General features: G+C 64.5%; 23 protein-coding genes. 13 read left to right on the top strand and 10 right to left on the bottom strand.

Annotated elements, in window-relative coordinates; translation table 11 throughout:
* The first annotated feature begins 33 nt into the window (after positions 1 to 33).
* The 10 genes from hutC (at position 34) to P9A16_RS18395 (ending at position 8,449) form a co-directional block, all read left to right on the top strand.
* Positions 34 to 765 carry a histidine utilization repressor gene (hutC, locus tag P9A16_RS18350; RefSeq protein ID WP_023513485.1) on the top strand — a complete coding sequence of 244 codons (732 nt, stop codon included), beginning with the start codon at positions 34 to 36 and terminating at the stop codon, positions 763 to 765.
* 25 nt (positions 766 to 790) lie between these two features.
* The gene (locus P9A16_RS18355; protein ID WP_278025859.1) at positions 791 to 2,083 is read left to right on the top strand and encodes a hypothetical protein; all 1,293 of its coding nucleotides are present in this window, start codon (positions 791 to 793) and stop codon (positions 2,081 to 2,083) included.
* A gap of 1 nt (position 2,084) precedes the next feature.
* Entirely contained in the window at positions 2,085 to 3,242 is a 1,158-nt protein-coding gene (locus P9A16_RS18360; RefSeq protein ID WP_023513483.1) for an alpha-hydroxy acid oxidase, read from the top strand.
* A 141-nt stretch (positions 3,243 to 3,383) separates the two neighbouring features.
* Positions 3,384 to 3,890 carry an RrF2 family transcriptional regulator gene (locus P9A16_RS18365; protein WP_050745655.1) on the top strand — a complete coding sequence of 169 codons (507 nt, stop codon included), beginning with the start codon at positions 3,384 to 3,386 and terminating at the stop codon, positions 3,888 to 3,890.
* A 34-nt stretch (positions 3,891 to 3,924) separates the two neighbouring features.
* The gene (locus P9A16_RS18370) at positions 3,925 to 4,377 is read left to right on the top strand and encodes a carboxymuconolactone decarboxylase family protein (RefSeq protein WP_023513481.1); all 453 of its coding nucleotides are present in this window, start codon (positions 3,925 to 3,927) and stop codon (positions 4,375 to 4,377) included.
* Between the two features lie 660 nt (positions 4,378 to 5,037).
* Positions 5,038 to 5,880, top strand: coding sequence for a transporter substrate-binding domain-containing protein (locus tag P9A16_RS18375; RefSeq protein WP_023512893.1), 843 nt, complete (start codon positions 5,038 to 5,040; stop codon positions 5,878 to 5,880).
* A 50-nt stretch (positions 5,881 to 5,930) separates the two neighbouring features.
* Complete coding sequence (locus P9A16_RS18380) at positions 5,931 to 6,593, top strand: amino acid ABC transporter permease (RefSeq protein ID WP_278025860.1); 663 nt, start codon at positions 5,931 to 5,933, stop codon at positions 6,591 to 6,593.
* A 6-nt stretch (positions 6,594 to 6,599) separates the two neighbouring features.
* A complete protein-coding gene (locus tag P9A16_RS18385; protein ID WP_050745651.1) occupies positions 6,600 to 7,262 on the top strand; it encodes an amino acid ABC transporter permease in 663 nt (220 codons plus the stop codon).
* 10 nt (positions 7,263 to 7,272) lie between these two features.
* Positions 7,273 to 8,043, top strand: a complete 771-nt coding sequence (locus tag P9A16_RS18390) for an amino acid ABC transporter ATP-binding protein (protein ID WP_023512890.1) — start codon at positions 7,273 to 7,275, stop codon at positions 8,041 to 8,043.
* Between the two features lie 16 nt (positions 8,044 to 8,059).
* Positions 8,060 to 8,449 (top strand): RidA family protein, encoded by a 390-nt coding sequence (locus P9A16_RS18395; protein WP_023512889.1) that lies wholly within the window; start codon positions 8,060 to 8,062, stop codon positions 8,447 to 8,449.
* Between the two features lie 24 nt (positions 8,450 to 8,473).
* On the opposite strand, the gene P9A16_RS18400 is transcribed toward P9A16_RS18395, so the two are convergent.
* The 6 genes from P9A16_RS18400 to P9A16_RS18425 form a co-directional block, all read right to left on the bottom strand.
* Complete coding sequence (locus tag P9A16_RS18400) at positions 8,474 to 9,103, bottom strand: histidine phosphatase family protein (RefSeq protein WP_278025861.1); 630 nt, start codon at positions 9,101 to 9,103, stop codon at positions 8,474 to 8,476.
* 26 nt (positions 9,104 to 9,129) lie between these two features.
* Positions 9,130 to 9,636, bottom strand: a complete 507-nt coding sequence (locus P9A16_RS18405; RefSeq protein ID WP_278025862.1) for an RES family NAD+ phosphorylase — start codon at positions 9,634 to 9,636, stop codon at positions 9,130 to 9,132.
* A complete protein-coding gene (parS, locus tag P9A16_RS18410) occupies positions 9,633 to 10,115 on the bottom strand; it encodes a type II RES/Xre toxin-antitoxin system antitoxin (protein ID WP_023512886.1) in 483 nt (160 codons plus the stop codon). The genes P9A16_RS18405 and parS overlap by 4 nt, the downstream gene beginning before the upstream one ends.
* 103 nt (positions 10,116 to 10,218) lie before the next feature.
* Positions 10,219 to 10,632 carry a GFA family protein gene (locus P9A16_RS18415; RefSeq protein WP_278025863.1) on the bottom strand — a complete coding sequence of 138 codons (414 nt, stop codon included), beginning with the start codon at positions 10,630 to 10,632 and terminating at the stop codon, positions 10,219 to 10,221.
* A gap of 17 nt (positions 10,633 to 10,649) precedes the next feature.
* Positions 10,650 to 11,129 (bottom strand): SRPBCC family protein, encoded by a 480-nt coding sequence (locus tag P9A16_RS18420; protein ID WP_278025864.1) that lies wholly within the window; start codon positions 11,127 to 11,129, stop codon positions 10,650 to 10,652.
* Complete coding sequence (locus tag P9A16_RS18425; protein ID WP_050745645.1) at positions 11,126 to 11,455, bottom strand: ArsR/SmtB family transcription factor; 330 nt, start codon at positions 11,453 to 11,455, stop codon at positions 11,126 to 11,128. Before P9A16_RS18425 ends, P9A16_RS18420 begins: the two co-directional genes overlap by 4 nt.
* A 167-nt stretch (positions 11,456 to 11,622) precedes the next feature.
* On the opposite strand from P9A16_RS18425, the gene P9A16_RS18430 reads away from it, so the two are divergent.
* Complete coding sequence (locus P9A16_RS18430) at positions 11,623 to 12,936, top strand: MFS transporter (RefSeq protein WP_278025865.1); 1,314 nt, start codon at positions 11,623 to 11,625, stop codon at positions 12,934 to 12,936.
* 126 nt (positions 12,937 to 13,062) lie between these two features.
* On the opposite strand, the gene P9A16_RS18435 is transcribed toward P9A16_RS18430, so the two are convergent.
* Positions 13,063 to 14,574, bottom strand: coding sequence for a DegQ family serine endoprotease (locus P9A16_RS18435; RefSeq protein WP_278025866.1), 1,512 nt, complete (start codon positions 14,572 to 14,574; stop codon positions 13,063 to 13,065).
* Between the two features lie 544 nt (positions 14,575 to 15,118).
* On the opposite strand from P9A16_RS18435, the gene P9A16_RS18440 reads away from it, so the two are divergent.
* Positions 15,119 to 16,171, top strand: a complete 1,053-nt coding sequence (locus tag P9A16_RS18440; RefSeq protein WP_245462219.1) for a D-alanyl-D-alanine carboxypeptidase family protein — start codon at positions 15,119 to 15,121, stop codon at positions 16,169 to 16,171.
* 27 nt (positions 16,172 to 16,198) lie between these two features.
* On the opposite strand, the gene P9A16_RS18445 is transcribed toward P9A16_RS18440, so the two are convergent.
* Together P9A16_RS18445 and alr are read right to left on the bottom strand one after the other, a co-directional pair.
* Positions 16,199 to 17,449 carry a D-amino acid dehydrogenase gene (locus tag P9A16_RS18445; protein ID WP_278025867.1) on the bottom strand — a complete coding sequence of 417 codons (1,251 nt, stop codon included), beginning with the start codon at positions 17,447 to 17,449 and terminating at the stop codon, positions 16,199 to 16,201.
* Positions 17,450 to 17,476: 27 nt separating this feature from the next.
* Positions 17,477 to 18,610 carry an alanine racemase gene (alr, locus tag P9A16_RS18450; protein WP_278025868.1) on the bottom strand — a complete coding sequence of 378 codons (1,134 nt, stop codon included), beginning with the start codon at positions 18,608 to 18,610 and terminating at the stop codon, positions 17,477 to 17,479.
* Between the two features lie 125 nt (positions 18,611 to 18,735).
* Here alr and P9A16_RS18455 point away from each other — a divergent pair, with 125 nt between their 5' ends.
* Positions 18,736 to 19,200 (top strand): Lrp/AsnC family transcriptional regulator, encoded by a 465-nt coding sequence (locus tag P9A16_RS18455; protein WP_023512977.1) that lies wholly within the window; start codon positions 18,736 to 18,738, stop codon positions 19,198 to 19,200.
* 15 nt (positions 19,201 to 19,215) lie between these two features.
* Here P9A16_RS18455 and P9A16_RS18460 read toward each other — a convergent pair whose 3' ends face one another.
* Complete coding sequence (locus P9A16_RS18460) at positions 19,216 to 19,965, bottom strand: IclR family transcriptional regulator (protein WP_278025869.1); 750 nt, start codon at positions 19,963 to 19,965, stop codon at positions 19,216 to 19,218.
* Positions 19,966 to 20,039 lie beyond the last annotated feature (74 nt).

Below are 20,039 nucleotides of genomic sequence, written 5' to 3' on the forward strand. Positions count from 1 at the left end.
GCCGGCCCTTCATGCTGGTGGAGACAGTGAACCATGAACACGCTTTCGGATTCGGCATCGCCGCTCTACGAGAAGGTCAAGGATTTCGTCCTCGGCAATATCGGCAGCGGCAAATGGAGCCGCAACAGCCGGCTCCCGTCGGAGAACGAGCTCGTCTCCGCGCTCGGCGTCTCGCGTATGACTGTACACCGGGCCTTGCGGGAACTGACCTCGGAGGGGCACCTGCGCCGCATCCAGGGCGTCGGCACCTTCGTTGCGCCGCCCAAGCCGCAATCGACGCTGATCGAGATCAGCAACATCATCACCGAGATCAAGGCGCGCGGCAGCCGCCACCGGGCCGAGGTGGTCGTGCTGGAACGCATCAAGCGGCCGGATCCGGAGCTGCTGCTCGCCTTCGAGTTCGAAGCCGTCCGGCCCGTCGACCATTCGGTCTTGATTCATTTCGAGAACGACCTGCCCGTCCAGCTCGAGGAGCGCTACGTCAATCCGGACCTCGTTTCCGGCTATGTCGAGCAGGATTTCAGCATTGCTGCGACCTACGACTATCTGCAGACCGCTACGCCGCTGACCGAGGTCGAGCACCTGATCAGCGCTTTACCGGCCGGCGAGGAAAATGCGCGGCTCCTGCAAATCCGCCCAGGCGACAGCTGCCTCGTCCTGCACCGCAAGACCTGGACGGGGCCGGTCGTCGCCACCGTCAACACGCTGACCTATGTCGGCAGCCGCTATTCGCTTGGCAGCCGATACCTGCACGGCAGCAAGTAAACCCCGTCCACCCGGAAAGAATGCCATGACCCAACCCACGAGCCGCACAGCGGAAATCAGGAAGCTCGCCAAGACCGGAAGCGGGGAGGCGGAGCGGCTTTTGGCCGACCTGTTGCGCGATCTCTTTGCAATCGACGCGCGCAATGTGGCGATCAATCACGACCAGTACAGCCTCAACTCGCTGAACGGCTTCTTCGAGACAGACGAGGGCGCCTTCTTTTTCAAATTCCACCAGGAAGAGGGGGAGGAGGCGATGAGCGGCGAGTATTATCGCGCCGACATTCTGGCGAAAGCCGGCCTGCCGGTGGACCAGCCGCTCTTGATGTCGGTGCTGCCCGGCGAGCAGATCCTCGTCTATCGCCGCCGCACCGATCCGCGCTTCTCCGACGTCTTGCGGGCGCTGGACGTGAAGGACGATGTCGCGGCACGCGAAAAAGCCGTCGAGGCCGAGCGCGGGCTGAGCGAGGCCGTGCTGAAGGTCTATCTCGACACGCTGCATCCGGTGAGTGCCGCCGAGGTTGCCGCCGAGCCGATCCACCGGCTGTTCTACGAGCGCCTGATCGATGCGCCGGCCGGCAGCTATCCCGGCGGGCGGCTTTCGCGCTTCTATGTCGGTGAGGATTTTGCCTTACCCGGGCTTACGCTTGGCTGGGACCAGCTTTCGCGCTGCCGTTTCGTCATCAACGGCATCGAATACGAGGAGGGGATCGGCGCACTTTTCGACGCCGCACATCAACGGCTCGCCCCGGCGTGCCTCGCAGATGCCGGCGGTGTCGTCGCCCATGGCGATGCTCACAATGCCAATGTCTGGTACGAGGAGCACGATGGCTCCGCGCGCCTTGCCTTCTTCGATCCGGCCTTTGCCGGTGAGAACATCCCGACGCTGCTCGCCGAGGTGAAGACAACCTTCCACAACATCCTTGCCCATCCCTTTTGGCTGTACGATCCTGCCGAAGCAGCAGCACGGTACGAGGCCAGCGCCGTCCTTGCGGGTGACCGGCTGCACGTCACCATGGACTTCACGCCGAGCCCGGTTCGGCTGGCGCTGCTGGACGTCAAGGCTGAAGCCCTGTGGCGTCCTTTGCTGGCGACCCTGAAGGCGCGCGGCCTGCTGCCCGCCGATTGGCGCCGGGTCGTCAGGCTCGGGCTCTTCCTCTGCCCGACGCTGGTGATGAACCTTCGCGCCGGTGCCACGAGCCACAATCCCGTATCCTCGCTCATCGGCCTTTCCGTTGCTGTGATGGCTGGCAGCGAGTCGGTGGCGGGGGAGGATGCTGTCACCCGCTTTCTCGATGCGATCGACCCCGGCAGAGGCTGATATGGCCCCGGTCAACATCCACGACTTCCGCGACCTCGCCCGGCGTCGCCTGCCGAAGATCTTCTTCGACTACATCGATGGCGGGTCGTTCGAGGAGGAGACCATGCGGGCGAACCGGTCGGATTTCGCCCGCTACGGCCTGCGCCAGACCGTGCTGGTGGAGCCGCGCCCACAGGATCTTTCGACCGCCTACCTCGGGCGCCGCCATCCCCTGCCGTTCATGCTGGGGCCGGTCGGTTTCCTTGGCCTCTATTCCGGCGATGGTGAGGCAAGGACCGTGCGTGCCGCCCATGCCGTCGGCATCCCCTTCTGCCTGTCCACCTTCTCGATCGCCTCGCTTGCCGATCTTCGCGCGGTGACGAACGGGCCGCTGCATTTCCAGCTTTATGTGCTGGAGGATCGCTCGCTTTGCGAGGAGTTCTTGCAGGCGGCAGAAGGGGCCGGCGTCGATACACTGTTCGTCACGGTCGACACGGCCATTACCGGTATTCGCGAACGGGATGTGCGCAACGGCTTCCGCTCGCTGACGCGGGTGACGCCGGGGCTTCTCGCCCGGCTGGCGTTGAAGCCGCGCTGGCTTGCCGATGTCGCACTCCGCGGTATGCCCTCCGTCCGGGCGATCGAGCATCGGCCGGACTTTGGCCGTGGCGCCCTGGAACAGGCGGCCAATCTGTCGCGCCGCATCGACAAGACGCTGTCCTGGAAGGACATCGCCTGGCTGCGGGAGCGCTGGACCGGAAAATTGGTCGTCAAGGGGGTCCTCGCGCCACAGGATGCCGTTACCGCCCGCGACCTCGGCTGCGATGGCGTGGTGATCTCCAATCACGGCGGCCGCCAGCTCGATGGTGCGGCGAGCACCATCGGTGCGCTTCCGGCGATCCGCGCCGCCGTCGGCCCGGATTTCTGCCTCATGCTGGACGGCGGTATCCGCCGCGGTACCGATATTCTCAAGGCAGTGGGGCTCGGCGCCGATGGTGTGATGCTCGGCCGTGCCTATGCCTATGGCCTTGCCGCGCAAGGAGAGGCCGGTGTCGCCGAGGTCATCGCGATCCTGACCCGTGAAATCTCGATCAGTCTCGCTTTGATGGGCATCGCCTCGATCGATGAGCTCAAGGCCGCGGGCAGTGCAGCCGTACAGTATAAGGGCGGTGGGGGCTGACCCAACGGTCTTCACGCGAAAACGCTTCAGCGGGGAGTGGGACTGAAAACCCTTTCCATCCCCCGGCAGGGTGGCCCGGGTTGCGTCTTGACGAACTTTGTAATCATGGATAAAAAATATCCGTGATTAGTGAGGTGCAAGATGAAACTCAGCGATGGCGTGGAGCAGGCCATTCACAGCGTGACGATGCTCTCGGGGCTTTCCGCAGATGGCGTTCTGTCGGCAGCTGCCCTCGCGGAATTCCACGGGGTTTCGCCGAGCTATCTTTTGAAGCACCTGCAAGCGCTGTCGGGGGCCGGCATTGTCCAGACTCTTCCGGGTCCGAAGGGCGGATACCGGCTCGCGCGGCCCCCCGAAAAGATCACGCTGCTCGACATCGTGCTCGCTGTGGAGGGGGCAGGCCCGGCATTCCGCTGCAACGAGATCAGGCGGCGCGGGCCAAACCCTCTGCCCGCCCATCTGCTCACCAAGCCCTGCGGGATCAATGCGGCGATGTTGCGCGCGGAGCAGGCCTATCGCGCTGAACTGCGCCGGGTGAGCATTGCCGACATTCTCGCCGATGTCGGTGCGATGGACGATGGCACTATCGTCGCAAGAGGTTGTGCCTTCCTGGACATCCACGAACGAAAGTCAGGCAGCAAGGCCTGATCCGGACATTCCAAACCCTCAAAAGGAGAACACCATGCAGGCACGTTTCGATTTTCCGAAGGCCGCACCTGACGCCTACAAGGCCGTCGCCGCGCTGGAAAAGTATGTGAGGGAGGATTCCGGTATCGACCACCGCCTCCTGCATCTCATCAAGCTGCGGGCCTCGCAGATCAACGGCTGCGCTTACTGTGTCGACATGCATGTCAAGGAGGCGCGTCGTGACGGACTGAGTGAGCAATGGATCAACATGGTCAGCGTTTGGCAGGAATCCCCGGTCTTCGATGCGCGTGAGCGAGCTGTCCTCGGCTGGACCGAAGCCCTCACCAATGTGGCCCAGACACGCGCGCCCGATGCGGATTTCGAGCCGTTGCGCGCCTTCTTCTCCGAACCGGACATAACGAGGCTGACGGTCGCGATCGGCACGATCAATGTGTGGAACCGTCTTTGCGTCGGCTTCCGGTCGCAGCACCCGCTGGACGCGGCATAGGGTTGTCCAGCCTCTGTCATGGCGCGCCTCTCCCATAGGGAGGCGCGTCGAAAGCAAGGCTCCACGGCTTGTGGTCGAGGACCTCAAGCGGCATTGCCATCCTGCCGTCACGGAACGGTGCCTGATCGGCGGCCACAAGGTGACGCCGATCCGCACTGCCTGCATGGGCATGGGTTTGTTGGGCTCCCGGAGGACTGTATCCGAGAGGAATCGGGGCCGGAAAGCTGAAACCGTTGCCGCTCCAAGAAGGGGCGGAACAATAGCCCGCGATTTATCTTGTCTATCTCGATCCTGATGATGCGGGGCCTGGTGCCGTGAGGCTTGGCCAGATCATCCAGGAGGAGGCGCACAAGTGCAAATGGCGCTTGTGCGACGACTGGTGGCGCGCCCGCGCCGCCTCATGGAATCGGGGGGGGCGCTCCGCCGCCGCTGCCAGTCTCTCCAACCGTCACCGGCGTCGTTGGAGGCGTGGCTCTCGATCGACATATCCCACCTGTTCTGCCGGATGTGGTTGCAAAACACGCCGTTTTGTATCGGTGCGCGTGGTTTTCGCGGGAAGCCTATTGACAAGCGGCCGCTCATCAAGCTTCATGCATTCGTCCGATAAAGCAGACATATGTACATTATATCGGACATATGAATTTCTTTTGGGGGAGCACCATGACCATTTCCTTTCGCGCCGGCGCGCTGACGCTGGCTGTTTCCGCTGCGCTGTTTTCCACGCCGGTTCTCGCCGACGGCAGCAAGCTCGATGAAGTCATTGCCCGCGGCCACCTGGTCCTCGGTACCGGCAGCACGAATGCGCCCTGGCATTTCAAGAGCGCGGAAGACAAGTTGCAGGGCTTCGACGTCGATATGGGCCGCATCATCGCCAAGGCACTGTTCGGCGACCCGGACAAGATCGAGTATGTCAACCAGTCGTCCGACGCGCGCATCCCGAACATCACCACGGACAAGGTGGACATCACCTGCCAGTTCATGACGGTGACGGGCGAGCGCGCCCAGCAGATCGCCTTCACCATTCCCTATTATCGCGAAGGTGTCGGCCTGATGCTGAAGGCGGACGGCAAGCATGCCGACTATGCGGCGCTGAAGGCGGCGGGTTCCTCCGTCACCATCTCGGTTCTGCAGAACGTCTATGCCGAGGCGATGGTGCATGCCGCACTGCCCGAGGCGACGGTCGACCAGTACGAGTCCGTCGATCTGATCTACCAGGCGCTGGAATCCGGACGTTCCGATGCGGTCGCCACCGACCAGTCGTCGCTTGCCTGGTACATGACGCAGAATCCCGGCCGCTACAAGGATGCCGGCTACGGCTGGAACCCGCAGACCTATGCCTGCGGCGTCAAGCGTGGCGACCAGGACTGGCTGAACTTCGTCAACACGGCCCTGCATGAGGCCATGACCGGCGTCGAGTTCGATTTCTACGCCACGTCCTACAAGACCTGGTTCGGCAAGGAACTGACGCCTCCGCAGATCGGCTTCCCGGTCGAATTCAAGTGATTGTCAGGGGAGCGGGGCCTGCCCCGCTCTCCGAATCGGGATAGCCTGCCATGGGTTACACGCTGAACTTTGCCGCCGTCTGGCGCAGCTTCGATCTCCTGCTCAGCGGCCTTGCCCTGAGCCTCGGCCTTGCCGTCATCTCCATCCTCATCGGTGCGGCCATCGGCCTTGCCGTCGCCTTCGCGCTGACGTCGAAGAGCCGGTTCGTCAGTGCGCCGGCGCGGCTCTACGTCACGATCATCCGCAACCTGCCGATCCTCGTGCTGGTGCTCTTCGCCTATTTTGCGCTGCCGCAGATGGGCTTCCGGCTGGGCAAGATCGAAAGCTTCGTGCTGGTGCTTTCGCTCTATTCCGGCGCCTATCTTGCCGAAGTCTTTCGTGCCGGGCTCCTGTCCATTCCGCGCGGGCTGACAGAGGCGGGGCTTGCCATCGGCCTCACGCCCATGCAGATTCGCAGCTCGATCATCGCGCCGCTGATGCTGCGCAACGTGCTGCCCTCGCTCTCCTCCACGGTCATCTCGCTCTTCAAGGATACTTCGCTTGCCGCGGCGATCGCCGTGCCGGAGCTGACCTTCGCGGCGCGCAAGATCAATGTCGAGAGCTTCCGCGTTATCGAGACCTGGATGGTGACCTCGGCCCTCTATGTCGCCACCTGTTTCCTCATTGCCGCATTGCTCCGCCTGGTCGAGCGCCGGCTGGCCCTGCCGAGGTAGACCCGGATGACCTCCTTTGCCTTTCTCGAACAGCTCTGGATCGCGCGCTACGTCATCATGACGGGCCTTGCCACCACGGTCTCCATTTCCCTGCTCGCCATCGTTGCCGGCTCCCTGTTCGGCGTGCTCGTCGGCCTTGCGCTCGTCTATGGAGGGCGCGTGTTGCGCTTCATCGTGCGCGCCTATACGGATATCATCCGCGGCACGCCGGTGCTGGTGCTCGTTCTGGCGAGCTACTACGTCTCCGCTGCCGCCGGCGTGGATCTCGGTCCCTTCTCGGCCGGCGTCCTGGCCCTTGCCGTCTTCTGCTCGTCCCATATCGGCGAGATCGTGCGCGGCGCGCTTCAGGCCATTCCGAAGGGGCAGACCGAGGCGGCCAAGGCGATCGGCCTCACCTTCGGCCAGACCTTCACCTCGGTGCTCTGGCCGCAGGCCCTGCGCCAGTGCCTGCCGGCCTGGGTCAACACGGCGGCCGAGATGGTGAAGGCCTCGACGCTGCTGTCCGTCATCGGCGTTGCGGAACTTCTCCTGCGCACGCAGGAGATCATCTCGCGCAACTTCATGAGCCTCCAGTTCTATTTCCTGGCCGGCGCCCTCTATTTCATCGTCAATTTCGGCATCGAGCGCCTCGGCAAGTATGTCGAGCGCAAGACCGCCCTGCCGTCCTGAGGAGACCCCGATGGCCAAGACCATTCTCGACATCAAGGGCCTGCGCAAGACCTACGGCCAGAACGAAGTGCTGAAGAGCGTCGACTGTGCCGTGGAGGAGGGCGAGGTCATTTCCATCATCGGCTCGTCCGGCTCCGGCAAGACGACCATGCTGCGCTGTATCAACATGCTGGAGGAATTCCAGGGCGGCACGATCCGCCTCGACGGGGAGGAGATCGGCTATCACGCCGAGGGCGCCAAGCGTCGGCGCAAGAGCGAGAAGGAGATCGCCCGCCAGCGCGCGCTGACCGGCATGGCCTTCCAGCAGTTCAATCTCTTTCCCCACATGACTGCTGCCGAAAACGTCATGCTCGGTCTCGTCAAGGTGAAGAAGATGGCCAAGCCCGAGGCTCGCGCCATCGCCGAGAAATGGCTCGACCGGGTCGGCCTTGCCGCCCGCACGAACCACTATCCCGGGCAGCTTTCCGGCGGCCAGCAGCAGCGCGTCGCCATCGCCCGCGCTATCGCCATGTCGCCGCGCCTGATGCTGTTCGACGAGGTGACCTCGGCGCTCGACCCGGAACTGGTCGGCGAGGTGCTGCAGGTCATCAAGGGTCTTGCGGCCGACGGCATGACCATGCTGCTCGTCACCCATGAGATGCGCTTTGCCTTCGAGGTCTCCTCGCGGGTCATCTTCATGAACCAGGGCGTCATCTGCGAAGAGGGCGACCCGAGGGAGATGTTCGTGCGCCCGAAGACCGAGCGGCTCGCCGAATTCCTGAAAACCTCCAGCTTCAACTGACAAGGAAACACATCCCATGACGATCAAACGTTACGGTGCCGGGGAAACCGGTGCTGGCGGCCAGCCGCTGCCCTTCGCCCGCGCCACCGAAGCTGCCGGCTGGCTCTATGTCTCCGGCCAGGTGCCGATGGAGAAGGGGGAGATCGTCTCCGGCGGCATCGTCGCAGAAAGCCGCAAGGCCATCGAGAACATGATCGCCATTCTCGACGAGGCCGGCTACGGCCTGGAGGATATCGTGCGCATCGGTGTCTGGCTCGACGATCCGCGCGATTTCTGGAGCTTCAACGGCGTCTATGCCGAATATTTCGGCAAGAACCCGCCGGCGCGCGCCTGCGTCCAGTCGCGCATGATGGTCGATTGCCGGGTCGAGATCGACTGCGTCGCCTATCGCGCCGATCGCGCCTGACGGCTGAACACCAGCCCGGGCGGGTCAGCCGGTCTGCGGCGACCCGTCCGGCAGCTCCGCGCCGAAGCTTCTGAGCGCCCAGCGTCTTCCATCGCTGGTCAGAGCCAGCAGTCCGAGCGGCTCGACGTCGATGCGCCAGATCGAGGTCAGCGGGGCGCAGACTACATGCAGGAAGAGCAGCTTCAGGACAATGGCATGGGTCACGGCGAGCATGTGCCCGCCTTCTGCAGGAAGCTGGTTCAGCCAGGCCACGGCCCGGTCCTGCACTGCCTGCAGGGTTTCACCGCCATGCGGAGCGGAGGATGGATCAGACATCCAGCACTGCAGATCCTGCGATGATTCTTCCGCTACCTCCGCCACCGTCCGGCCGTTCCACCGTCCGTAATCGACATCCCGGAGCGCGAGGCATGCTGCTGCGCCTGGAGAGAAGGCGGCGGCTGTTTCGGCCGCAGAATGTTCGGGTGCATGCAGCACGGAGGTGAACCGGCCGAGGTTTTGGGCCCGGTTGCTCAATCGAACCCGCTCCTTGGGCAAGAGCGGAGCATCGGAGAAAAAGCGGGATTGCTGGTTGGCCGCGGTCGCACCACGGCAGAGGATCGTCAGGCGCGTTGCCCTGACGGCCGTCGGCTTCGGCTCTTCCGCGGGTGTGTTCATGGTTCCCCAGCCTCCTGAAATCGGCTTCACGCTGTCGATGGATGCAGTCTCGTGTCGAGGGCAAAGCCTTCCTGGAATTTCAGGGTGTAGGCGCTGGGGGCAGCACCGGCGAGAAAGATCAGGTTCCAGCTGTGCGGCGAGACCGCGCTTGGAATGGCAACGAAGCGGTGCCGCCGGAGGAGATCATCGCCGAAGGCCTGTTGACCCGCGCCGGGAATGCCGGGGCGTAGCCAGTTGGGGTTGGGCACCGTTTCCGGGTCGACGATGTGGACATCGCCGATATCGGCGATGACGGCGGCCGTCATGCGGTGCGCGACGGTGTCGAGTGCCCGAAACCCCTTGTGGACCGCCACTTCGAGAATGGCCGTGGCAGGATCGAGCGAGCAATAGACAGCGCGTGTGCCCTTGCTGTTCCAGCGGCCGCCGACGCGGTAGGCGCCTTCGCCGCTGTCCCAGGTCGGCGCATGGATGGCCTGATCGAGCCGCCAGGCGACCAGCTCGCTCCCGCCGAGCGCAATGGGCAGAAAGGTCATGCGTAGACGCCGTATTCCAGACGGTCGAGATGGTCCTCGACGAGCTCCACGCCGGCAGGCGTGCCGAGAAGGTCGATGGGACGACGCTGGTCAAGCCCGATGGCCGGCCGCTCCAGCCATTGCTCGGCTTCCGCCTGCGATCCGAAGATATCGGTCGCCTTTGCCAGGATCTCGGCGAATTTCCACGTCCGTCCGCTCTGTTCCAGGCTGAGTGGCTTGGAGGGCGTGTCCTTCCGCCGCTGCCAGGTGCGCAGGCTCATGCCCACGGCCTTTTCGAGCGACTCGTTCTTGCCGATGAAGACGAGGCTGCCGACAAGGTGATCGAGTGCCGAGGCGGGCAAGCCGTGCAGCAGCAGTTCATGGGCGTCGAGCGCATTGGTCAGGCGGCGCGACAGGATGCGCGAACCGCCGAGCAGGGCTTCGATTTTCTGCAATTCGCCACCGGCTGCTGCCGGGATTGCCTTTGCCGCGACGGCCATACCTCTTCTCCACGTCATATGTCGCTTGAAATATGCCATCTGTCGCAGGCGATTTCAAGCTCTGGACCGTGCCCGCCGCTAGCTGTCGTATCCGTGGGGGCTTTTACGCCGGCGGCATCCGGTCGAATTTGGGCAAAGCCGGGTCGAGATGGTCCCAGGCATGGCCTGCAGCGGTCCAGGAGACGAGTTGCGGCCGGTAGTGGCCGGGGTCGTCGAGGCTCGCCGGTGTGACGATGAAGACATCGGGCATGTCGGGAAAGCGCAGGTAGACGGGCGCGCCGCAGGTGGGACAGAAGCCGCGGCGCTTGACGGTTCCACCATCCCCGACCGTCTGCCAATGGGAGGCCTCGCCCGTGACCTTCACCTCGGCCGTGACAAAGGTCAGGTGCGATTGATGGCCGGTGCCGCTGTCGCGCTGGCACTGTCGGCACTGGCAATCGACCATGACAGCCGGTTCGCCCGAGATTTCATAGCGGACCGCACCGCAAGCGCAGCCGCCGGTATAGGGCATGGGCATGACGTTCTCCCGTTCTCTCAATGCTGTTGCTCTGAGGTGGCCACTTCGGTGACGACAGTGTCGAGTTTTCTCACCACCTTCTTCCAGCCTTCGCTCATGTTGCGATAGGCGGTGTCGTTTTTCGGAAGCTGGAAGCCGGAATGGGTGAGGCGAAGGCGTGTGCCCGCCTCGGCCGCGATCAGGCTGAAGGTGACGACGGTTTCCAGTTTCGAGCCATAGCCCTCGTTGCGCTCGTCGCCGCCCCGCCAGGCATAGGAGAGCTGCTCATTCGGCACGACCTCCAGGATTTTGCAATGGATGGTGCCGTCCCAGGCACCGGCGGCGACCGTCTGAAAGGTGAAACGGTTGCCGATCACGGGTGCAAAACCCTGCGGGGCCATCAGCCAGCGGCCGATCAGGTCGCCGCTGGTCAGCGCTTTCCAGAGGACATCGGGCGCATGCGGGAAGACTTCGTCGAGCACGATGACCTGCATGTCCGGATTGGCGGTCTGGTTCATGGGTCGATTTCCTTCAGCAGGGTTCTCAGATTGGTGAAGCGTTCGCGCCAGAAGACGCCGTAGTGGCTCATCCAGTCCGCCAAGGGCTCCAGTCCGCCGGGCTCGGCTCGGTAATAGACATTTCGGCCCTCCGGGCGCTCGCTGACGAGGCCGGCCTTTTTCAGCGCCTTGAGATGCTGGGAAATGGCGCCCTGCGTGACAGTGCTGCTGCGCGTCAGTTCGACGACCGTAATCTCATCGGAATGGACGATGCGCTCGAACACGGCCCTGCGGGTGGGGTCGGCAAGGGCGCGCATGACGGTGGTGATGGTTTCTGCCTGGATCATGAGAATCAAATAGCCGATACTAATCAATTAGTCAATGCTATTCAAATATGCTGCCTACCGTCTGTCTTCCCGGTGGATTTCTGCCCGCAAGCAATTTCGCAGATCCGGACGTGCGACTAAGGTGCCGCTACCATCGCAAGGGGACTGCACATGCGGAGAGCGGCCGAATGACCACCATCACCGTGGACGACGTACTCGACCGCGCCGGCGCCGGCGCCTACCAGCGGCGGCTTCTGGCGATCTTCGGGCTGGTCTGGACTGCCGATGCGATGCAGGTCCTAGCAGTCGGCTTCACGGCCGCCTCCATTGCCGCGACCTTCGATCTCACCGTTCCGCAGGCCTTGCAGACCGGCACGCTTTTCTTCTTCGGCATGCTTCTCGGTGCCGCCGGTTTCGGCCGGCTTGCGGACCGCATCGGCCGCCGGCGGGTCCTGATCGTCACGGTCGCCTGCGATGCTCTCTTCGGCACGCTCTCCGTCTTCGCGCCCGATTTCACCATCCTGCTCGTTCTGCGTTTCCTCACCGGGGTTGCTGTGGGCGGCACGCTGCCGGTCGATTATGCGATGATGGCGGAGTTCCTGCCGGCGCGAAACCGCGGCCGTTGGCTAGTCATGCTCGAGGGGTTCTGGGCCGTCGGCACGCTCCTTGTCGCGCTAGTCGCCTGGGCCGTCAGCCTTGCGGGCATGGCTGACGGCTGGCGCTACATCTTCGCAGCGACGGCAATCCCGGCGCTGCTGGGTATCGGCCTGCGCTTTCTGGTGCCGGAATCACCGCTCTATCTCCTGCGCCTCGGGAAGATACGGGAGGCGAAGGCCGTTCTCGACGGGATCCTCGTTACCAACGGCAAGACGCCACTGGCGGCGGATGCGTCGCTGGTATCGCTTCCCAGCACCGGGCGGTCCGGCATCTTCGGTGCGGATCTGCGCCAGCGCAGCCTGATGATCCTGATAATCTGGTTCCTGGTCTCCGTCTCCTATTACGGCGTCTTCACCTGGCTGCCGCCGAGGCTTGCGGGCGAGGGCTTCGGCTTCGTCCGCGGTTACGGCTTCCTCGTCTTTCTCGCGCTGGCGCAGATCCCCGGTTATGCGCTGGCCGCCTATGGTGTGGAAAAATGGGGCCGGCGGCCGACGCTGACGGGCTTCTGCCTGCTCTCGGCGCTGGGATGCCTGCTGTTCGTCGTGGCCGGCACGGGCACGCTGATCGGCGCCTCCCTGCTGCTCATGAGCTTTGCCTTGCTCGGCACCTGGGGTGCACTCTATGCCTTTACCCCTGAACTCTACCCGACAGCCTCGCGGGCGACAGGCATGGGCACGGCGGGTGCGGTGGCCCGTCTCGGCGGCCTTCTGGCGCCGTCCCTGACGGGACTGGTCGTGGAACAAAGCTTCGGTCTTGCCATTGGCATTTTCGCCGGCCTTCTGGTCGCTGCCGCGGTTGCAGCCCTGCTGATCGATGCGGAGACGCGCCAGGCATCGCTGGCCTGAACCGGGCCCGCCAGCTATTCATGCATCGTGGCGGGCAGCCTTGGCAGGCGCCCGCCATTGACGTCGCACGACGGGCCGGTGCCGCCCGGCACAGAGCCAAACGGTGCCAGCGGAGACTTTGCCGCGTCAACCCGCAGCGAAGGGGACGGTGACGAAGCTTTGCTCGTCCTGGCGCTGCACCAGCAGTAGAACGGCCTTGCGGCCCGCCTTGCCGGCTTCGGCGACGGCGGCCTTCGCCTCGCGTGCCGAGGTGACGGGCTTCTGGTTCACCGAGAGGATGACGTCGCCGGGCTGGAGGCCCATCTCGGCGGCAGGCTTGTCGGGGTTCACGCCTTCCACAACCGCGCCGCTTTCGCCCTTCGGCAGGCCGAGCGACTGGCGCATGTCGGCGGTGAGGTCGCCGAGCTGGACACCGATCGTCGGCACGCGCTGGGCGGCTTCGCCCGATTTGCTGCCGGCATCGGCGAGGACCTGGCGATCGCCGTCGTCATTATTGCCGATGGTGATGGACAGGTTTTTGTCGCTGCCGTCGCGCCAGACGGTGACGCGTTCCTTCGTGCCCGGTGCAAGGTCGGCAACGATGCGCGAGAGTTCGCGTGGCGAGTTCACCGTCTTGCCGTCGAGCATGGTGATGACGTCGCCGGACCGGATGCCGGCTGCGGCAGCCGGGGTGCCTTCATCGACCTTCGCCACCAGCGCGCCTGCGGGTTTTGCAAGGCCAATCGCATCGGCGACATCCGAAGTCACCGGCTGGATCTGCACGCCGATGAAACCGTGCTCGATCGAACCATCCTTCATCAGCCTTGCGACCACCCGCTGCGCCTGATCGGACGGAATGGCGAAGCCGACGCCGACGCTGCCGCCGTTCGGCGAATAGATCGCCGTGTTGATGCCGACGACCGTGCCGTCGGCGCCGACGAGCGGGCCGCCGGAATTGCCGTGGTTGATCGGCGCGTCGATCTGGATGAAGTCGTCATAGGGGCCGCTGTGCAGGTCGCGGCCACGGGCCGAGACGATGCCGGCCGTCACGGTCGTGCCGATGCCGAAAGGATTGCCGATGGCAAGGATCGGGTCGCCGGCGCGCAGCTTGTCCGATTCTCCCCAGGCGATCGTGGCGAGCGACTTGCCGCTGTCGATCTTCAGCACGGCAAGGTCGGATTTCGGGTCGGCGCCGACAAGTTTTGCGGGCAGTTCCGTGCCATCGTCCAGCGTCACCCTGATCGTGCTCGCCTTGTCGATGACGTGATTGTTGGTGACGATGTAGCCGTCGCCCGTCAGGATGAAGCCGGAGCCGAGTGCCTCGGCCTTGCCGCTCGGCCGCTGCTCCGGCATCGGCATTTGCCGTTCACCGAAGAAGTCGCGGAACTGCTGATCGAAGGGCGAAATGCCGCCGAAGGGGGAGATGCCGTCGGCGGAGGCGTTCTCCGCCTTCAATGTCGTGGTGATGGTGACGACGGCGGGCTTGTCGGCTGAAACGATCGCGGCGAAGGAGCCTTGCGCAAGGGCCGTACCAGAGCCTTGGGCGGCGGCGGCCTGGGCCGGCCGGGTGCCAACGAGGCTGGAAGCGGCGATCGGCAGCACGAGAAGAGCAACGCCGAGAAGCGCTGCAACGCGGTGTCTTTCGATGATCCTGGTCATGATTGTCGTCCTTTGTTCAGCGCTCCGGTGCCCGCAGGGCCGGTGCCGGAGCGCACGAAACCGGGCCGCAGGTGCAGGGCGGCCGGTCTCGTCTTCGTGGTCCGGGTGTCTTTCCGATCAGGCTGTCCGGTGCCGTCGCGTCGCGGCTTTTCATCCGCCGGCGGCATCCAGCCTGGCATCATCTATAGGCCCGGCAGGCGGGGAAGGTCATGTTACAATTAAATAAAGTTCCGGGCGGCGATTTTGCCAAACTATCGCCCGGATCGAGGCGTGCGCGTTGCGGATTTCCGTAAAGAGTTGTTTCTGCTCAAATGCTTATGATTTTTCATGCGGCATCGAGGTGGTCCGCGGATCATGACCGGATTGTAATCTTTCCCTCCGCCTCGCGGGAGGCCCGCCACCCACCGGCGGTATAGCGGCCACACGGTTCTCGGCAGGCCATGCGAAAACCTTGAGCCCCCCTGCGCGGTTTCGCGCCGCTGCAAACCCTTGTCTTTCCGGTCTGCATCATGGCATGAGGGCGTCTTCATGCGGAGACTGGTACATGATCAAGAACACAATGACCGGACGACCATGGAAGAGCCTGGTGCTTGCTGCGTCGCTTTTCATGGGGGTGGCGGCAAACGCAACGCCGGTGCTCGTCGTGGATGCCGACAATCATCAGGTCCTGCATGAGGAGGATGCCGGGGTACCCTGGTATCCTGCCTCGACGACCAAGCTCATGTCCGCGCTTGTGGTGTTCGAAGCTATCCGCGCCGGTGAGGTGAACCTGACGACGCCGGTCGTCATGTCCCGCAACGCGACGAAGCAGGCTTTCCTGGAATCCGGCCTGGTCCTCGGGCGCACGATGACCCTGGAAGACGCGCTCTTCGCCATGATCACCGCATCGGCGAACGACGTCGCCGTCGCCTTGGCGGAAGCGGTGGCCTCCGACGAAGCCTCCTTTGTGCAGCGCATGAATGAGACGGCCGCTCGTATCGGGCTCACAGGTACGCATTTTTCCAACCCGAACGGCCTGTTCGACCGGAAGAACTATACGACCGCCCGCGACCTTGCGCTGCTGGGCATGGAAGTGGACCGGCTGTTTCCGGAGTATCGCCGCTTCTTCCTGGCGTCTGCCGTTTCGATCGACGGCAAGGAGATCAAGTCCAACAATCTGCTTTTGACCCGCTTCAACGGCACGGTCGGGATGAAGACTGGCTTCCTCTGCGCCTCCGGGCGCAATTTCGTGGGCTTGGCGACGCGCAACGGACGGCGCGTGATGGTGGTCATTCTCGGTGCGACGACCGAGCGGGAACGCAACGAGCGATCCGCTCAATATCTGACGCAGGCCTTTGACGGTCGCCTGTCTTCCAATGCGGGGCTTCTGGAAAACCTGCAGAACCGGGCCGATGTCGCACCGGAGGACATGCGCATCCGCCTCTGCACCGACAAGAGCGCGGCCTATGAAGCGAGCCGGGATGCACTGTATCCGATGGGCCTGCCAGGCCACGAGACCTATCTGCAGGACCAGATACCGGCCCAGATCCGTGCGATCAGCACCTGGGCTACCGACATCGCGGATGACGTACCGGTCCCGACACGCCGTCCTTCCTGAACGGCGCGATCGGGGTCTGCAAGGGCCTCAGGCGTAGCGCGCGACGGCAAGGTCGGTGGCATCGATCTCGGGCTTCCTGCCCGAAACGAGGTCTGCGACAAGGCGGGCCGAGCCGGAGCTCATCGTCCAGCCGAGCGTGCCGTGGCCGGTGTTGAGGTAGAGGCCGGCGACCTTCGTCGGGCCGATGACGGGCGTGCCGTCCGGTGTCATTGGGCGAAGACCTGACCAGAAGCTTGCCTTCGACACGTCGCCACCGGGGAAGAGATCGGTCACGGAGTGCTGCAGCGTCAGGCGGCGGGGCTCGCCAAGATCGTTGGTGTAGCCGGAGATTTCCGCCATGCCGCCGACGCGGATGCGGTCGCCGAGCCGTGTGATGGCGATCTTGTAGGTTTCGTCCATCACGGTCGATTCCGGCGCGCGCGTGGCGTCGGTGATCGGGATCGTCAGCGAATAGCCCTTGACCGGATAGACCGGCAGGCGGATGCCGTGCGGACGGACGAGCAGTGGCGAGAAGCTGCCGAGTGCGACGACAACGGCATCGGCCGTGAGCACTCCATGGGCGGTAACAACGCCGCGCACACGGCCCCCTTCGACGTCGAGCCCCCGGATGATGCTGCCGTAGTTGAAGCGCACGCCGAGCGCCTCGGCCTTTGCGGCCAGCGCATTGGCGAACTTGAAGCAGTCGCCGGTCTCGTCCTTCGGGGTCAAAAGGCCGCCAACGATCTTTTCGCGCACATGCTTCAGCGCCGGTTCGACGCGGATGCAGCCTTCGGGATCCAGCACTTCGTAGGGAATGCCGTCGGCGGCGAGCGCCTTGACGTCCTTGGCCGAGGCGTCGAGCTGGGCTTCGGTGCGGAAGAGCTGCAACGTGCCCTGCATGCGTTCGTCGTAGGCGATACCCGTCTCCTCGCGCAACGCGGCGAGCGAGATGCGGCTGTAGTCGGCAAGGCGCAGCATGCGGCTCTTGTTGAGGGCATAGCGCGCCGAGGTGCAGTTGCGCAGCATCTGCGTCATCCAGGAAAGCATGGCCATATCGACCTTGGGGCGCAGGATCAGCGGCGCATGCTGCATGAACAGCCACTTCATCGCCTTCATCGGAATGCCGGGGGCGGCCCAGGGCGAGCAATAGCCGAAGGAGACCTCGCCGGCATTGGCAAAGCTCGTCTCCAGTGCGGGGCCGGGCTGGCGATCGACGACCGTGACCTCGTGGCCGGCACGGGCAAGCTGGTAGGCCGAGGTGACGCCGACGATGCCGGCGCCGAGAACGATGACTTTCATGATGTCCTCATTGGGGAAGAAACAGGCTCAGCGGTATTGCCGCTGGTAACGGTGACCGAGGCCGGTCAGGATTTCATAGGCGATGGTGCCGGCATCGCGCGCCACGTCCTCCAGGCTCTGGTGCGGGCCGAGGATTTCGACGCGGCTGCCTAGGGCAAGGCGCCCCTCCGGCAGGGCGGAGATGTCGATGGTGATGCTGTCCATCGATACGCGGCCGACTATGGGCAGGCGCACGCCGTCGCAATAGGCGGCGCCACGGCCCGAGAGGCTGCGCGGCAGGCCGTCGGCATAGCCGGCGGCGATGGTGGCAAGGCGTGTCGGGCCGGCCGTGACATGGGTGGCGCTGTAGCCGACGCGTGTGCCTGGGGGCACGCTGCGGGTCTGCACCACGGCAACGTCGAGCCTGACGACCGGTTCCATCGGGTTCGCCCGCCCGCCGGTCGGCGCGCCGCCATAGAGCGCGATACCGGGACGGGCGAGCACGCCGTGATAGTCTTTGCCGAGGAAGATGCCGCCCGAATTGGCAAAGCAGACGTCGTAGGCGGGAAATTCCGCCGCCACGCGATCCATCTCGGCGCGCTGGTCGCCGTTCTGCCCGCTGGCGGGGTCGTCGGCGGAGGCAAGGTGGCTCATCAGGAACAGGACGTCGATGCCGCCACCGGCAGTGACGAGGCCGGCGAGCGCCGCGCGCTCCTCCGGTGGCACGCCGAGGCGGGACATGCCGGTGTCGAACTGCAGCACCGCCGGCAGCGTGCGGCCGAAGGCTTTCGCGGTGCCGCTCCACGCATGCCACTGCTCCAGCGAATTGACGACCGGCACGATGTTTTCGCGGGCGCAGGCACTTTCGTTGCCGGGCTGCAGGCCGTTCAGCACGAAGACCGTGGCATCGGCCGCCAGAAGCGGGCGCAGGCGACGCGCTTCGACGAACTGGGCAACGAAGAAATGCCGGCAGCCGTGGGCGTAGAGTTTTGCTGCTACCTCGCCGGCGCCGAGCCCGTAGGCATCTGCCTTGACGACGGCCGCAGCGCGTGCCGGGGCGACCTCTGCGGCAAGCTTTTCGTAGTTGCGGGCGAGGGCGCCGAGATCGATGCTCAGATAGCCTGATGCACCGTCGATCACCGCCGTCGCGCCGCTTCTGTTGCTTTGCAATCCACCGTCCATCCCAAGCCCCCTCAAGTGTGCGAAGCCTAGTGAAACGATCGTGAAATTACCGAGGAATCAGCGATTGATTGTTGTGTCAAAGCATGATTTTTGAACGAAACGATGACGATTTGGAATGATCTGCCATGGCTGCCCTCGATGCGATCGACCGCAACATCCTCCGGCTCCTGCGGCTCGATGCGCGCATGAGCAATGCCAGCCTTGCGGCCGATGTCGGCCTGTCGCCGTCTGCCTGCCTCCGCCGGATCAAGCTGATGGAAAAGGCGGGTGTCATTCGCGGCTATACAGCGCTGGTGGACACATCGAATGTCGAGGCGACGATCGCCGTCATCATCAACATCACGCTGGAACGACAGACGGAGGACCACCTCGACCGCTTCGAGGCGGCGGTGCGCAAGCACCCGGAAATCCGCGAATGTTTCCTGATGACGGGCGGTTCGGATTATCTGCTGCGTGTCGAGGTGGCCAATGCCGGCGAGTTCGAGCGCATCCACAAGGAAATCCTCTCGGCCATGCCGGGCGTCTCACGCATCCATTCGAGCTTCGCGATCCGCAATGTGCTGGCGACGCGGCCACGCGGGCGGCGATAGACGGCCTGTCGTCTGTCAGGTCCGGTTGCCGTAATATTTCTCCGCAATGCCGCGGGCGGCGGTGGCGACCTTCCGGCCGATCTCCTGCATGCGGGCAAGGTCGGCGCGCGCGGTCGGCGCCGCCACGGCGAGCGCGCCCACTGGCCGCCCGCCGGGTGTCAGGATCGGTGCTGCGGCGCTGATGACGCCGATCTCGAACCCCTGCTGGCTGATCGAATAGCCGCGCTCCAGCGTTTCACGCAGGAGCGTGCGCACGGCTCCGGCATCGGTGACGGTCTCGGCTGAAAAGCGCTCCAGCGGCCGCGCCAGCGCGCGGTCGATCTCGTCGGGCGGAAGGAAGGCGAGATAGGCGAGACCCGAGGCGGTGGCATGGAGGGGCAACACAGCCCCGGGTTCGACGATCACACGGTGGGCCTGCGACGAATCCTCAACATGAATGGTGGAGAGCCGCCCGCCGGAAAACTCCGAGAAGTGCACCGTCTCGCCGGCCTGTTCCGCCAGCGCCTTGGCGAAAGGGGCAGCCACGGCGACGAAGGGGAAACGCGCCTGGCGAAGGCGCGCCAGCCGGACGGGCGCCGCGCCGAGGCGATAACGGCGCGTGTCTTCGTCCTGTTCCACGAAGCCGTGCCTTTCGAGTTCCACGAGAAAGCGTCGCGCGGTCGCCTTGTCGAGTGCGGAAAGCCGCGCGAGGTCGCTGAGGCCGATATCCTTGTCGAGCTCGGAAATCAGATCGAGGAGGGAAAGGGCCTTTCCAATGGTGCTCATGCATGCGCTCCACAGTGTCCTGCCAGTCTCCTGCGAGCGGTCGTCCTCTCCGTTACCGCTCCTGTTCCGCACGC

The sequence above is a fragment of the Shinella sp. 838 genome, from assembly GCF_029623935.1.
In the GTDB taxonomy this organism is placed as follows: domain Bacteria; phylum Pseudomonadota; class Alphaproteobacteria; order Rhizobiales; family Rhizobiaceae; genus Shinella.

Excerpts from the sequence above, each read along its gene's own strand:
- hutC (WP_023513485.1), top strand. The coding sequence starts at position 34 with ATGAACACGCTTTCGGATTCGGCATCGCCGCTCTACGAGAAGGTCAAG.
- P9A16_RS18355 (WP_278025859.1), top strand. The coding sequence starts at position 791 with ATGACCCAACCCACGAGCCGCACAGCGGAAATCAGGAAGCTCGCCAAG.
- P9A16_RS18360 (WP_023513483.1), top strand. The coding sequence starts at position 2,085 with ATGGCCCCGGTCAACATCCACGACTTCCGCGACCTCGCCCGGCGTCGC.
- P9A16_RS18365 (WP_050745655.1), top strand. The coding sequence starts at position 3,384 with ATGAAACTCAGCGATGGCGTGGAGCAGGCCATTCACAGCGTGACGATG.
- P9A16_RS18370 (WP_023513481.1), top strand. The coding sequence starts at position 3,925 with ATGCAGGCACGTTTCGATTTTCCGAAGGCCGCACCTGACGCCTACAAG.
- P9A16_RS18375 (WP_023512893.1), top strand. The coding sequence starts at position 5,038 with ATGACCATTTCCTTTCGCGCCGGCGCGCTGACGCTGGCTGTTTCCGCT.
- P9A16_RS18380 (WP_278025860.1), top strand. The coding sequence starts at position 5,931 with ATGGGTTACACGCTGAACTTTGCCGCCGTCTGGCGCAGCTTCGATCTC.
- P9A16_RS18385 (WP_050745651.1), top strand. The coding sequence starts at position 6,600 with ATGACCTCCTTTGCCTTTCTCGAACAGCTCTGGATCGCGCGCTACGTC.
- P9A16_RS18390 (WP_023512890.1), top strand. The coding sequence starts at position 7,273 with ATGGCCAAGACCATTCTCGACATCAAGGGCCTGCGCAAGACCTACGGC.
- P9A16_RS18395 (WP_023512889.1), top strand. The coding sequence starts at position 8,060 with ATGACGATCAAACGTTACGGTGCCGGGGAAACCGGTGCTGGCGGCCAG.
- P9A16_RS18400 (WP_278025861.1), bottom strand. The coding sequence starts at position 9,103 with ATGAACACACCCGCGGAAGAGCCGAAGCCGACGGCCGTCAGGGCAACG.
- P9A16_RS18405 (WP_278025862.1), bottom strand. The coding sequence starts at position 9,636 with ATGACCTTTCTGCCCATTGCGCTCGGCGGGAGCGAGCTGGTCGCCTGG.
- parS (WP_023512886.1), bottom strand. The coding sequence starts at position 10,115 with ATGGCCGTCGCGGCAAAGGCAATCCCGGCAGCAGCCGGTGGCGAATTG.
- P9A16_RS18415 (WP_278025863.1), bottom strand. The coding sequence starts at position 10,632 with ATGCCCATGCCCTATACCGGCGGCTGCGCTTGCGGTGCGGTCCGCTAT.
- P9A16_RS18420 (WP_278025864.1), bottom strand. The coding sequence starts at position 11,129 with ATGAACCAGACCGCCAATCCGGACATGCAGGTCATCGTGCTCGACGAA.
- P9A16_RS18425 (WP_050745645.1), bottom strand. The coding sequence starts at position 11,455 with ATGATCCAGGCAGAAACCATCACCACCGTCATGCGCGCCCTTGCCGAC.
- P9A16_RS18430 (WP_278025865.1), top strand. The coding sequence starts at position 11,623 with ATGACCACCATCACCGTGGACGACGTACTCGACCGCGCCGGCGCCGGC.
- P9A16_RS18435 (WP_278025866.1), bottom strand. The coding sequence starts at position 14,574 with ATGACCAGGATCATCGAAAGACACCGCGTTGCAGCGCTTCTCGGCGTT.
- P9A16_RS18440 (WP_245462219.1), top strand. The coding sequence starts at position 15,119 with ATGATCAAGAACACAATGACCGGACGACCATGGAAGAGCCTGGTGCTT.
- P9A16_RS18445 (WP_278025867.1), bottom strand. The coding sequence starts at position 17,449 with ATGAAAGTCATCGTTCTCGGCGCCGGCATCGTCGGCGTCACCTCGGCC.
- alr (WP_278025868.1), bottom strand. The coding sequence starts at position 18,610 with ATGGACGGTGGATTGCAAAGCAACAGAAGCGGCGCGACGGCGGTGATC.
- P9A16_RS18455 (WP_023512977.1), top strand. The coding sequence starts at position 18,736 with ATGGCTGCCCTCGATGCGATCGACCGCAACATCCTCCGGCTCCTGCGG.
- P9A16_RS18460 (WP_278025869.1), bottom strand. The coding sequence starts at position 19,965 with ATGAGCACCATTGGAAAGGCCCTTTCCCTCCTCGATCTGATTTCCGAG.